The organism is Trichococcus collinsii (genome assembly GCF_900107505.1).
In the GTDB taxonomy this organism is placed as follows: domain Bacteria; phylum Bacillota; class Bacilli; order Lactobacillales; family Aerococcaceae; genus Trichococcus; species Trichococcus collinsii.
This window is the reverse complement of sequence record NZ_FNQH01000003.1, coordinates 342,420-355,958: the sequence shown is the minus strand read 5'-3', so window position 1 is coordinate 355,958 and position 13,539 is coordinate 342,420. Positions and strand designations below refer to the sequence as shown.

The window sequence follows — 13,539 nt, the reverse complement described above, 5'->3', positions numbered from 1 at the left end:
AAGGATCCCCGTCTCTTAATGAGCAGGAATCCTTTTTCAATCAGTTATTTTTCCAGTTGATGCCTTCCGCATTACATGCAAGTCGGGCTACATTTACAATCAGTGCAATTCCGGCCAGTAATCTTTGTTGGCTTCAATCAAGTCATCCAGAATGTCCTTGGCAACTTTTGCGCTTGGGATCGTTTTTGATAACGTCAAGGCTTGCCAGAGTTTTTGATAGCTCTGTTCGACATAGGCTTCCACCACTAGTTTCTCGACCGTCACTTGCTGGAACATCAAAGCCTGCTCAAATGCAGGGATTTTCCCTTGTGCCAATGGTTCCGGACCGTCATTCCCCACGATACAGGGCACTTCCACCATCGCATCATCAGGGAAATTGGCGATTGCGCCATTGTTTTCCACAATCATCAGCATTCTTTCATGTGTGTTGAACGCAATCGCGCGGGCCAAGTCCACGATGAAGGAGGCATGGCTGTCGATATGGAATCCACCATCAATGGCTGTCCCAGTTTCGATGATAGTGCGTGCGGCAGAAAAAACTTCTTTTTCCCGGCCATTCATGACTTCATTGGCACGCGTGTAGTTGCGATCGGAATGCGCCACCTCATAATCCGGGTACAAATAATATTTCAAATAGGTATTCGGCAGATACCGCGGATTGACGGCTAATAAATCTTTTGCTTTTTTATGCGTTTCTTGCCAACTCTGATCCATATGCTGCGTGTCGACTTCAACTTGGGTCAAGTACCCGTTCTCTGCCACATAGTCGCGGATCTGATCAAGATACTCGTGCCCTTCCTTGTCTTTCACGCTTGTCCACCAGCCAAAGTGGTTCAGTCCAAAGTAACGGACTTCCAGGTCTTGCGGATCTTTTCCGATGATTTGGGACATTCTGCGCAACGTTCCTACCGGCATATCGCAGATATTCAGCACTTTAGAATTTGGGCGCAGGACGCGGCAGGCTTCTGCCACAATCGCAGCTGGATTTGAATAGTTCAGCATCCAGCAATCAGGCGAGTAGGTTTCCATATGGTCGATGATTTCCAGCATTCCAGTGATGCTCCGCATGCCATAAGCTATCCCACCGGGTCCGCAGGTTTCTTGGCCGATCACGCCATGACGCAACGGAATCTTTTCGTCTTTTTCGCGCATTTCATATTTTCCGACCCGGATGTGCGCCATGCAGAAGTCTTTATCTGTGAACGCTTCTTTTGGATCGGTTGTGTAGGAGAACTTCAAATCAGGGGCTTTTTCTTTCAACAAAATTTCTAGAGCTTCACCCAGTACGGCTTGACGTTCTCCATCGTTGTCGTACAGCACCAATTCGCGCATCGGGAACCGATCTATATTATCCAGCATCATCATCACGATTCCTGGCGTAAATGTGCTGCCACCACCAGCGATGACTACAGAAAATTTCTTCATAAACAATTCATCCTCACTTTTTGAATTCAGATTATTCTTCAACAATTGCTCTATTTAAGACAGTATCTACCGATTTCCGGATCGCATTTACTTGCAAACCATATACGACTTGCACATTTTGACCTTTCTTGATGATGCCACTGGCTCCGGTCTCATTCTTCAAGATCCCTTCATTTACTTTTTCAGGATCGGTCAAAGTGAGTCGCAAGCGCGAGTAGCAATTAGTGACCGTTTCGATATTTTCTTCACCGCCCAAGGCAGCCACAATCGTGTGCGCCAAGCCCAAATCGTTTGCGGGCTCTCCTGATTGAGAGTTCTTCTCTTGATAATCTTTTTTCGTATACAATTTCGTTTCCTGTCCCGACTCTTCGCGACCGATCGTCTTGTAGTCAAATTTCGTGATCAAAAAACGGAACAAGAAGTAATAGACTACAAAGAAGAACAATCCAACCACAATGTACATCGGCCACGCGGTCCGTTCTGTTCCAAGCGGCACATTGTACAGCAGGAAATCGATAAAGCCATTCGGGCCGATTGCTCGAACATTCAGAATATTCAGCAAGACCATGCTCAAACCGCTCAAGCCGGCATGGACAATGAATAACAGTGGTGCAACGAACATAAATGAGAACTCGATTGGCTCTGTTACGCCAGCGATAAAGGAAGTGACGGCTGCCGGGATCAAAATGGCGCGAGCTTTTGCTTTATTTTCAGGGCTTGCTTTATGGTACATAGCTAAGCAGGCACCAATCAGACCGAACATTTTCGAAATTCCGCGGGCATCCCAGATGACGCTCGGCGCCAGCAAGCCACCGTCCGCATTGGCGATTTCAGCAAAGTATATGTTACGTGCACCCTCAAAAATTTCGCCTGCGACCTCAGCGACTCCGCCCAGTTCGGTGTACAAGAACGGTGTATACACTAAGTGGTGCAGTCCGGTCGGGATAAGCAAACGTTCCAACATCCCATACAGGAAGATGCCGAAGTTGCCACTTTGGTTGATCAAGGTCCCTAAGCTGCTGATGCCGCCTTGGAAGAATGGCCAGATGTAAGTGAACAGGATACCCAACAGCACAACTACCGGAATCAACACGATAAAGACAAACCGGGTTCCGCCATAAATTTGGAAAGCATTGTTGAATTCTTTGTCGGCGTAGCGGTTATGAACAATCGCAGTAACAATTCCTAGGAATATTCCCAAGAAGACACCCATGTCCAAGACCTGGACGCCTAGGACCATCGTTTGTCCTGTCCCTTGTAAGTTGCCTTCTACAAGCATGCCTTGCAGGCCCATGAAGCGGTTCATGGCATTGATGAAGACAAGGTAGCCGAGCAAGGCAATGAATCCGGCCTCTGATTTTTTCTTGTTGGCTAATCCAACGGCCAGCCCGACACAGAAGACGACGCCTAAGTTCACTAAAATCGAAACGAGTGATCCAGATAGGATCGTTCCGAATCCGGTTGTAACCGGGTTGTTCAAAAATGGCAAAACTTCCAATAATCGCGCGTTAGTGAAGAGATTTCCTATCGCGATCAAAATACCGGCTATCGGCAAAATTAAAACGGGAATAAACATCGCTTTTGAAAATTTCTGCATCGTATCCATGACTCTCTCTTTCATTTGTTTCCCTCCAATATGATTTCTCTAACCTGACTACAGTGTAGCGAGAATCAATCGGAAATAAAAGGCTTTCATAACGTTAAAAAACGTGTTCCGCCAAGACGAAACACGTTTCACTGACTATTCTGTTTGCTTCTGCTACCCTGCTTTTTAAGCTTTTCCTTCTTCTGTCTGCTCGTCAACTTCATTGATTTCTTTCAGGTAACGGCTCAACAGGTACTCCATCAACAACAGCGTAAAGGGAAAGAATGTATTGGGCAATAGATTCCTGTCGTCAAGCTTGTGTTGATCCGTAACCTTAAAATTCAGATCGCTGCATTCACCTAGCCGATTGGGCGTTTCCTTCGTGAAGGCTACAGTAAAAATGCCGGCATTCTTCGCTTTCAGTAGCTTTTCGGTGACACTTTGCGTCTCCCCTGATTTGGAAATGGCTACGAAAGCTCCGATGTTCTTCAGATTATTCTCCAACACACCAATGGAATCCAGCGTTGTAGCAAGGATGACTTGTTTCCCGAGGAGCAATAGTTTTTTGTAGAGATATTCTGCTGCAATCGCCGAAAAACCTGCAGCATAGATGAAGATAAATTTTCCTTCCAAACACAATGCTTTTCCGATGAATTCGTCCATATCCTCTATTGAATTATGTTGCAGAACGAGCGCATGATCCAGTTGAAAAAATTCATCTTCCGAGGTACTTGCAGGCATTGTTTCCGCATTGACCAGCGGCAACAGGTGATAATAAAGATCGATGAAGCCCGTATAGCCTAGCTTTTTTGACAAGCGGATGACACTTGCTGGTGAGGTGTAATTTTCTTTAGCAATCTGACGGACACCCATTTGTAAAACGGTATCCATATTACTGATGATGTAGGCTAACAGTTGCTGATCTGATTCGCTCAATTCCTTACCTTGAAATAACTTCGCAATATCTACCAATTACGGATCCACCCCTAAAGTTTTTTGTCCTCTCCAGTATAACAAAAAAACTAGCTTTTTTTATCCCTTAAAACATCCGATCAACTCCAGATTATTCTCCTATGGAAGCATAGCGGTAGATATCCGAGTGGAACCGTTCGACATAATTCACCGGATCAGCAAAATCAGCAATCCAGTTGGCCGTGCCCAAGCGTTTTTCCCCGCCAAAACAGTTTTGGCGGGTTTCCAGGAGCAGATTTCCTCGGGATAACCTTCCAACGCGCTCTCGGCGGGGAAATTCAGTGGAGCGCCCTGCATTTTTCCCCGCCAAATCGCTGTTGGCGGGTTTTTCTGCATCTCCGCGCACCCTTCTGCGCTTCCCACGCCCCAACGCAAAAAACGCACCACGCCTTACTCTGCAAGCAGAGCTAAGGATGGTGCGTTCAACTGTTATATCCTGCTTCTTCAGGCCAATTCCCAAAGTTCGAGGCTGTAATCGATTGTGCTGCCTGCCGCGAGCGACAGACCGGTTTCTCCCGCTTGCGGGAACACGCGGGAAGTGGAGGTGCCTTCGCCGTCGTTGACGAAGATTTCGATCGAGCTGGTGTCGACGAAAATCTGCAGTTTCACTGCATCCATCTGTTCGACCGTCAGCGTGCGAGTCGTGCCGAAGTCTTCTGCGAACGGGATGCCGCTGTGGCCGCGGTCAATCGTGATTTTCTTAGTGGCTGGATCCAAGGTGATGCGGAAACGTTTGTCGTTGGCGGCATCTTCACAGAGATCCAAAGTCACAGGCGAGTGGTCGGCTGACGCCGGGAAAGTTACATCCAACTGAATTTCGTAACAGTTACCACCGTTGCGCTCGATTGTCTTTTGGCCAAATAACAAGCCGGATTCAGACACAGACTTCTCTTTGCGCAATGCAACCAATTCATGGACCGGTTTCTGGATCAATTTGCCATCCTTGATGGACAGTTCGCGCGGCAATGTCAGGCAGTGCGCCCAGTCTTCACTGTCGGTCGGATACGCGACATCCGGCAATCCCATCCAGGCCGTCAAGATGCGACGGCCGTCCGGGCTTTCGGCGGTCTGGGTGGCGTAGAAGTCGAAGCCAGCATCCAGTTCCTGAAAACCATCATGCTCCAATTTCAGTTCATCCATCCGGAAATCATCAGCGATGACATAGCCGGTCTGGAAAATGTTGTGGTAACGGTCGCCTTCCGGCTCCAGTCCCTGCGGCGAAAACAGCAACACCGTCTGTCCATCGATTTCGAACAGGTCCGGGCATTCCCACATGAAGCCAAAGTCCGGCAAGCCAGCATCAACTTCACCCATCAATTCCCATTCCAAGGCATCCTTGGAACGGTACATCAGGATCGTTCCGGTTTCGTCGGTGCGTTGGGCACCGATGACGGCGTAATAGATGCCGTGCTGCTCCCAGACTTTGGGATCGCGGACATGGTCGGTGTAGCCTTCCGGATTGCCGGCGATAGCAGGCGGCAGGAACTTCGTGAAGCTGCCGTCTGCCTCCATGCGGGCGACGATTTGGTTCGGCACCCTTTCCCATTCTTCAGTGCGGACATTGCCGGTGTACATGATGTGCAGCTGGCCGTCTTTGACGAAACCGCTGCCGGAATAGACTCCGTGGCTATCGTACTCCGTGTCAGGCAACAGCGCGACGCCCTCTTCATTCCAATGCACGAGGTCGGTCGAAGTCATATGGTACCAATGCTTCAGGCCGTGGACCGCGCCCATCGGAAACCATTGATAGAAGAGATGCCATTTGCCGTCGAAATAGGTGAAGCCGTTCGGATCGTTCAAAAGGCCTGCGTTCGGTTGGATGTGGTAGTTTTGGCGGAAGGGCGACTGCGCCACCCTTTTCGCCAATTCTTCCAGATAGTCGTCGGAATAATCCGAGAGTTTTTTATAGCGCTCCTCGCGCGTCCATTCTTTCATCGTTTTATTCCTTTCCGTATCAAATTAGTCGTATGTCCAGCAGTCCAAGACTGCCTCTCGGAAATTAGACCGATTGGGTCACAGTGTTTCCTTATTCAGAGCTGAATGAGCCTGTTCCGCTTTTTTTGTTTTCGCTTCGTTTTTTGTCCAGTCGCGTTTGCTGAAGACGTATGTCATGGATACTGTCGTGAGTGTCGCGATCAGCATGCCCAAGATGTAGATCCACAAGTCTTCTTGTTTGATCGAGATGACGCCCGGCAGGCCGGCTGCGCCCATTGCGATTGCTTTGACTTTGAAGAAGGAGATGAACGCGCTACTGACTCCGGAACCGATCATTGCTGCGTAGAACGGGTAGCGGTATTTCAGGTTGATACCGAACATCGCAGGCTCAGTGATCCCCAAGTAAGCGGAGATCGCAGAAGCGGAAGCCAAGCTTTTCGCTTTTTGTTCCTTGATAATGAAGAACATCGCCAATGCAGCAGCTCCTTGAGCCACGTTTGACATAGCGGCGATTGGGAAGATGAACGTACCGCCTGTTTTGGCGATATCAGCCAACAATTGCGTTTCGACTGCGATGAAGCTATGGTGCATACCGGTAACGACCAGTGGAGCGTAGAAGAAACCGATGATGGCCCCGCCGATGGCACCTGTAGTGTCATACAACCAGACTAGGCTGCTTGTCATCACGTCGCCGAGTGTACGCGTCAGAGGTCCCACCAATGTGAATGTCAGAAAACCTGTAATGATGATAGCAAAAAGCGGTGTAATCAGGTTATCCAATGATGTGTGCACGCGTTTGTGCAGGAATGTTTCGATTTTCGCCAGGATGAATGCCGCAAACAGGATCGGCAGGACAGTTCCTTGGTAACCGACTTTAGCGATTTCGAAGCCGAAGATATTCCAGAAAGGCACTTCGCCTGCAGCCAAAACTGATGGATAGGCGTAGGCATTGACAAGATCCGGGTGGACCATCAACATCCCCAAAACAGCTCCCAAGTAAGGGTTACCGCCGAATTTCTGCGTTGCGCTGAAACCGATTAGGACTGGCAAGAATACATATGCCGCGTTGGAGAAAGTGTTGATCATCGCTGCAAAACCTTCGATAGCAGGAAATGCTTCAATAAGTGATTTACCAGCAACGAACAAATCCTGTGCCGTGAATACGTTGTTCAAACCCATCATCAAACCGCAAGCTACGATGGCCGGTATGATCGGTACGAAGATATCCGAAAGCAACTTGACGCCTTGTTGGATCGGATTCAATTTTTGCGTGCCGGCTGTTTTGACTTCCTCTTTGCTCATGGCATCGATGCCGGCCATCTTGATGAACTCTTTGTAGACTTCATTTACAGTTCCGGAACCCAGGATGATCTGGTATTGACCAGCCGTTGAGAAAGTTCCTTTGACTTCATCGCGTGCGTCCAATCCCGCTTGATCGACTTTGCTTTCATCCCTCAAAACCAAACGTAGTCGTGTCGCGCAGTGCGTCGCCGCTTGTACGTTGTCTTTCCCGCCGATGTCCGTCAACAATTCTTCTGCAATCTTTTTGTAATCCATTTTTTCTCCCTCTTTCCTTTTATCTGTTCTGCCTAAAAATAAGTGCAATAAAAACTTTATTTCTCTTTGTTTCGGAACCGGTTCCTTTCTGGTTCAAAATGATAAGGAGCAGGTTTTCTGTATTGGTGAAACCGGTTCCTCTTGATATGAATAGTAAACCCTTTCAGAAATAAAGTCAAGCGTTTTCTAAAAAATATTTTATGTTTTTATCGATCCGTTGAGTCTGAAGATAATGATGTGTGATGATAAAAAGAAACTCCCGACAATTCTGATAAGTTGTCGGAAGTTGAACAGAACTATTCATTTGTGTTCAGCCGACATATTGTGGGCTCGTCGACTGTTCGGCGTCCTTCTCATTACGTTCAATTGACTGATAATGGGATCGTCGATAGTTCGTCAGCCAATATGTTCTGTTTGACCGACGCCATCAAAATGAGACAGCCCCGCCTTCTTCACCTTTAATCTATTCCACTATTTCCCAGGTAGCGGCCACTGGATCGTTGCTGGTGGCCACCCACTCAGCAGGTTCTCCGTCAACGGGTGTGTATAATTTTGCTATGTCTCCCGCGAAACCGGGTACGCTAGTTGTTGTGGGATCAGAATCCACGTAGATGATGCGGCTGCTGACTATTTGGGTTGTGCCCAACCTTTTATCGACAGCATATCCTGCTGTCGAGCTATCCAATATCATATTTTTAAACTCCACAATGATGTACGGCTTCGTATTCGTGTAGCCCAAAAAATGATAGGGAGACGCGTTCATGCCGACATATTGGACATTATCGAGCACCATTTTAAAGATTCTTGCCCATTCCAAAGGCTGCATCGCGATCGCAATATCACTTTCAAAGGTTACATTGATGAGGTCAGAATAGGCAACGCCTAAATTGTAATAGCCAGTCGTGAAGCCTTTCCCAATAACACAATCATTCAGCGCGATTTTGCCAAAATACCCTTTTAGAGCATTCAGTTCATGATCCATTTCAACAAGGTTGTCCTTGTCCACGCGTTCAAAGATGCAACGATTGAATTCTGCATAATAATTTTGTTTCGGTATCAGATCAAAGTCATCCCCAACCGCCGCAAGAACTCCGCTGCTGTCATCCGTTGTGTCGGGTGTTATCACAAAAGTGGTATCGTTGAACACACAGTTTGTGGCATTGCGCATTTCCACATTTCCAAGCACGGAGTTGTTGATCGTCACTTCACTTCCGAAGCCATAAATATAAGTGTCCCCGCCGATGACCGTCAATCCCTCTACCGTGATCACCGATCCTGGTTGTGCGGCTAAATCAACCCCACCATAGGCAATCATCGAATCGATGGTAACATTTATTGGAGCAGTTGGGGAGGTTTCTACTTCAACATCCAGCACTTTCCCAAACTGCCCTTTTTCACCTACATAATCCGATATTTTGACGTTTGCAGGAGCGCCTGTAGCGACGACACCTCCTCTGAAGCAATTGATGGACGAGCATCCGACCACTTCAACGTCTGCATTCGTATAAATATGCACACCGTCAGCAGCCCAATTCTGGAAACGGCAATTGATCACTTTCCCGCGCAACATCCCTGTATTGGCAGTCGAACCCATATACATGATGGCAAATTGCTGCTCCAATTCGTAGTTTAGGAAGGCGCCTTGATTCCAGACGTTTCCGTCAAAAGTCATCCCCTCAAAAATCAAATAATCAGAGTCCTCCGCGGATTCCCACTGCCTACTCGTAGTCGTGAACATCCGCGTGAATTTCGGTTGAGCATCCGCTAAGGTAAAGGTAGCCCCATAACCGACAATCCGCAGCCCTGCCTCAACATTCACTGACCGCAAGATATACGAACCATCGCTTGGGAAGAAAAGATCCTTATCATTTTCTATGCAATAATCAACTGCCCTTTGGATGCGTTCCGTATCATCTCTGTCGGTCTCCAATTTCGGGAAAGTGTCAATGCTTATCTCGGTTTCTTCCACCTGTGTATACGTTGCTTTTGTGTTATCAAACGATGATGTTATGTTTTCGCTCGCTTGAAAACGCATAATGTCCAGTTCTATCATTTGGATAATATCCGGCAGTCTGCTGTAAAAAAAGACCATTATCAGTAAAGGGAGCAACGCCAGTAGTTTTTTCCTCATGCCTTCCCTCCTTTTTGACGGCCAGGAGTCGTGCCGGTTGCCTCTGGATTATTTTTTGCGTTCCGTTAATTCAGTTCGAGTTCTCCTTGCATCAACGCTTGGACACGCGCTAATTCGGCGTCATCCACAAAGTTATAATAGATGCCGTCCATCATGCCGCCAGCTCCGCCCAATTGTTCTTGCTGGATATTGTTTGCGGCTGCTAAATAGTCGTTGCTTCGCAGCGACAGGTAATCGGTCATCTGGAAATTCGTCTGCACATTGGCGGAAAGCGAAGTCAGGATAGCCTGATAATTCATCAACGTTTCGGGTGTCGCCAGCTTTCTGAGGACCGCTTCAATGACCAAGCGTTGTCTGCCTTGACGGCCCGTATCCCCTGCCGGATCTTCATAGCGCATTCTGGAAAATGATAATGCAGCCTCTCCATCCAAATGATTGGTGCCTACTACGAAGTCATAGCCATTTTGATTGAAGGCAATTGGGCTGTCCACTTCGACTTCGCCGACCGCATCCACAACTTCTTTGATGCCTTCCATGTTAACGGACACGTAGAAGTCAATTGGGATATTCAACAGATTTTGGACGGAATTGATGGACATGGTTGTCCCTCCGAAGGCATAGGCATGATTGATTTTATCCCAGGTGCCGTAGCCCACGATTTCTGCGTAAGTGTCCCGCGGAATACTCAGCAAGGTGGTCTTTTCGGTGTTCGGATTGATGGTTGCCACAATCATGGAGTCAGAACGCCCCTGTTCAGTCCTGCCCAAATCCCTGGTATCGATCCCCAACAACAGAATCGATATGGATTGCCCTTGCTCCACCAGTTCGGAAGGATTGGTAGCTGCTTCTGTATTTGACGTGGCTGCAGCATCGGAAGCCGCTGTTGAATCCAAAGTTGCTGTCGTTCCGGAAAAATTCCGATAATCCTCCGTTTCGACGGGGGTATAGATAGCTTCCGCCGTATTGTTCACATTATGATACACTGAATACACATAAACAGAAACACCAAGCACTATCACAAACAATAAGCCAAAGACGATTTTCAAACCTCTTCTATTCTTTTGGTCAGGCTGATTTTCCAATTTATTATCCTTCTTTCCTACCCAAAGATAAACAGACCGCAGAATGTATGCGCTTTCCTACATTTTATAAAACAATTCCGCTAAAGTCACTTCAGAACACTCTGAAAAGAAATTGAACCGCAAAACAGGTTAAATTTACATCTGTTTTAGGCTGCAATTATACGCTTTTTCCTGAATAAACAAAAAAAGGCCTGCAACACAGAAAGTTATCATCTCCATACTGCAAGCTGTTTCCTGAAAGTTCTTATTTTGCAATTTCTGCTGCCAAGCTTGCAGCAGTTTTTCTTTGCGCGTAGACGAGACTCAAGCCCAGTCTGATGAGGACTACAGCAATCGCGACATAGAAGGCTTTCGTGAAGTCGCCATTGTTCGCGGCAGCCAATGAGGCCGTCACTTTCGGAGCGACGAAGGCGGCGCTCGAAAAACCGATGAAGACGATGCCGTAGTTGACGCCCTGATTTGCTGGACCGAAGTTATCCATGACCAATCCCGGGAAGACGCCCATGACGCCGCCGAAGCAGAGACCCAAAGTGACGACACCGACAGCAAACGCCCAAACTGGGTTGACGCTGACGAGCAGGACGAAAGCAAAAATGATGGCACTGTAGATGATGATTACCGCACGGATCTGACCGATGCGATCAGAAACCGCGCCCCAGAATACCCGGCCAGACGTGTTGCTCAAGGAATACAGACTGACGTAAGCGGCTGCTGCCGATGCCGACAAACCAAACATGGACTGCCCGATCAAAGAGGCGTTCGAAGCGATCATCAGGCCGGAAAAGGCGCCCATCGCGAACATCAGGATCAATAGGTAGAAGGCTGGGGTCGCCAACATTTCCTTCCAGTTTTTGTTTGCGGTTTGGCGGGGTATGTCTGCCCATAAACATAGAAAAGGGAGTGCTTCAGAACCAGAAAAGTATTTTCTGGTTCTGAAGCACTCCCCTCTTTCTTTGTTTAATTAATTAATCTAAATTAAGCTGCTCTGAAATTTTATTCGACTGTACTCTCACAGCAATGAACCCTGTCACAAATGCTCCTGCAATGACAATCAGGTACTGGATCATAGATGCGAAACTACTAGTGTACAGCAACAGCCCAGGAATAAAGGTGATTCCCATACCTGTAGCGGATAGGCTAAAGATATACGTAAGCAGACCACCCACAGCTCCTCCCAACATGCCGGAAACCAGTATTCTCAAACTTCTCAGATTCACACCGAAGAGAAGAGGTTCTGTAATTCCGAATAACGTAGATGTGGAAGAAGAAATAGCGTTAGTTCTCTTTAGTTTAACATTCATTAGTAAAGCTGCACTGATCGCTGCCCCTAATTGCCCGGCCATACTGGCTGTAATAAGTGGATTCAGCACATTTTCGCCCGTATCGGCAAGTAGCTGAAGCTCAATGATTGACAAAGTGTGATGAAGGCCTGTAATAACCAAGAGTTGTTGAAGTGCGCCAAAAATGATATATCCAATACCTAAAGGTGCATTGATCAGCATAACGATAAAGTCACTGACTGCAATCTCGAATGTATGAGTGATAGGACCTAAGATAAAGAGCATTAGAAAAATGGTTACTGTTAATGTTACAAACGGCGTTACAAGCAAGTCGATGATCTGAGGAACAACTTTTCGTAGCTCTTTCTCAATTCTTGATATTAGATACCCTGCTACGATAGCGGGGATGATGGACCCCTGATACCCTACAATAGGAATATTAAGTCCCAAGAAAGAAACGTTGATTGCTTCAGCGCTTCCACCGGCTACAGCCCAAGCATTAGGCAAATTAGGAGATACCATCATGAGGCCGACGACGATACCGATGATGGGATTTCCACCAAATTTACGAGTGGCACTATAGGCAATAAGTACTGGTAGGAAAGCAAATGCGGTATCTGTCAGCATCTGGAACATGCTCAACATAAATGGGCTAAATTCTACACCCAACTCCACAAGAAGTCCTCTTAAACCCATTAATAGTCCTGTTGTAACCAGTGCAGGAATTAGAGGAATCAGAATATCCGCCAAAGTTCGAACGACTCTCTGAACGGGAGTCATGTTGGAGTAAACATCTTCTTTAAATGCTGTATCCGCTGACTCATCCATCTTTGTGTATTTTTTAAATTCATCATAGACTTCATTTACCTTTCCAGTTCCGAAAATAAACTGGTGTTGCCCTGTATTAAAGAAATAACCTTTGCTTCCAGTGACAGCTTCCGCTTTTTCCTTGCTCACCTTGCTATTATCTTTTAAGATAATCCGAAGTCTGGTAGCACAGTGTTCAAAATTTTTGACATTATCTTGGCCTCCCACAGCGTCAAGTATGTCTTTGATAGTTTGTTCATTTTTCATTAATGATTCCTCCTTTTGTTCTGTTGTGCCTAAGAATAAGTGCAATACAAGCTGTGTTGCAGCCTGTTACGGAACCGGTTCCTTTCCGGTTCAAAAATGAGAGGAGCACGTTTCTTATCAGTGAAACCGGTTCCTCTTGATTCAAATAGTAAACCCTTTCATATTTAAAGTCAAGCGTTTTCTAAAAAAAATTTGTGTTTATTATGGAACGGCTGGCGACGGCCTTTCCTTGGCAAAAGCGTTAAAATGAAGGCAAGGAACGACATGACATAGGTATGGGAGGTTTTTTTTGACCATAATGATAAATAAAAAAATATCCGAAAAATTTGATGGTTTGGTGGCTTTGATCGGCCACACCACAATGTTGGAAATTTCTTTGCTTTACAAAGATGAACCACGGATCGTCTACGCGAAGGCGGAATACTACAATTACTCAGGCAGCATCAAGAATCGTGTCACCTGACTCATACGCCTGACGGAGGATGTGGCAGGCGACCC

Annotated in this window: 11 protein-coding genes; 1 reads left to right on the top strand and 10 read right to left on the bottom strand. The window is 46.8% G+C overall.

What is annotated here, in order from left to right; translation table 11 throughout:
* Positions 1 to 99 precede the first annotated feature (99 nt).
* From BLV66_RS09190 to BLV66_RS09145, 10 genes are all read right to left on the bottom strand, one after another.
* A complete protein-coding gene (locus BLV66_RS09190) occupies positions 100 to 1,425 on the bottom strand; it encodes a 6-phospho-alpha-glucosidase (RefSeq protein ID WP_086985806.1) in 1,326 nt (441 codons plus the stop codon).
* Between the two features lie 31 nt (positions 1,426 to 1,456).
* The gene (locus BLV66_RS09185; RefSeq protein ID WP_086985805.1) at positions 1,457 to 3,046 is read right to left on the bottom strand and encodes a PTS transporter subunit EIIC; all 1,590 of its coding nucleotides are present in this window, start codon (positions 3,044 to 3,046) and stop codon (positions 1,457 to 1,459) included.
* Positions 3,047 to 3,196: 150 nt separating this feature from the next.
* On the bottom strand, positions 3,197 to 3,982 hold the full coding sequence (locus BLV66_RS09180) for a MurR/RpiR family transcriptional regulator (protein WP_086985804.1): 786 nt from the start codon (positions 3,980 to 3,982) through the stop codon (positions 3,197 to 3,199).
* A gap of 91 nt (positions 3,983 to 4,073) precedes the next feature.
* Positions 4,074 to 4,328 carry a hypothetical protein gene (locus BLV66_RS09175; protein WP_086985803.1) on the bottom strand — a complete coding sequence of 85 codons (255 nt, stop codon included), beginning with the start codon at positions 4,326 to 4,328 and terminating at the stop codon, positions 4,074 to 4,076.
* Between the two features lie 98 nt (positions 4,329 to 4,426).
* On the bottom strand, positions 4,427 to 5,917 hold the full coding sequence (locus BLV66_RS09170; RefSeq protein WP_086985802.1) for a glycoside hydrolase family 32 protein: 1,491 nt from the start codon (positions 5,915 to 5,917) through the stop codon (positions 4,427 to 4,429).
* A gap of 78 nt (positions 5,918 to 5,995) precedes the next feature.
* Complete coding sequence (locus BLV66_RS09165; RefSeq protein ID WP_086985801.1) at positions 5,996 to 7,474, bottom strand: sucrose-specific PTS transporter subunit IIBC; 1,479 nt, start codon at positions 7,472 to 7,474, stop codon at positions 5,996 to 5,998.
* A gap of 463 nt (positions 7,475 to 7,937) precedes the next feature.
* A complete protein-coding gene (locus tag BLV66_RS09160) occupies positions 7,938 to 9,605 on the bottom strand; it encodes a hypothetical protein (RefSeq protein ID WP_086985800.1) in 1,668 nt (555 codons plus the stop codon).
* Positions 9,606 to 9,670: 65 nt separating this feature from the next.
* Positions 9,671 to 10,687 (bottom strand): LCP family glycopolymer transferase, encoded by a 1,017-nt coding sequence (locus tag BLV66_RS09155; RefSeq protein ID WP_176974197.1) that lies wholly within the window; start codon positions 10,685 to 10,687, stop codon positions 9,671 to 9,673.
* A gap of 244 nt (positions 10,688 to 10,931) precedes the next feature.
* Positions 10,932 to 11,525, bottom strand: coding sequence for an MFS transporter (locus BLV66_RS09150; RefSeq protein WP_086985799.1), 594 nt, complete (start codon positions 11,523 to 11,525; stop codon positions 10,932 to 10,934).
* A 127-nt stretch (positions 11,526 to 11,652) separates the two neighbouring features.
* Positions 11,653 to 13,041 carry a PTS transporter subunit EIIC gene (locus BLV66_RS09145; RefSeq protein ID WP_086985798.1) on the bottom strand — a complete coding sequence of 463 codons (1,389 nt, stop codon included), beginning with the start codon at positions 13,039 to 13,041 and terminating at the stop codon, positions 11,653 to 11,655.
* A 289-nt stretch (positions 13,042 to 13,330) separates the two neighbouring features.
* Here BLV66_RS09145 and BLV66_RS15575 point away from each other — a divergent pair, with 289 nt between their 5' ends.
* The gene (locus BLV66_RS15575; protein ID WP_176974196.1) at positions 13,331 to 13,504 is read left to right on the top strand and encodes a hypothetical protein; all 174 of its coding nucleotides are present in this window, start codon (positions 13,331 to 13,333) and stop codon (positions 13,502 to 13,504) included.
* The last annotated feature ends 35 nt before the right edge of the window (positions 13,505 to 13,539 follow it).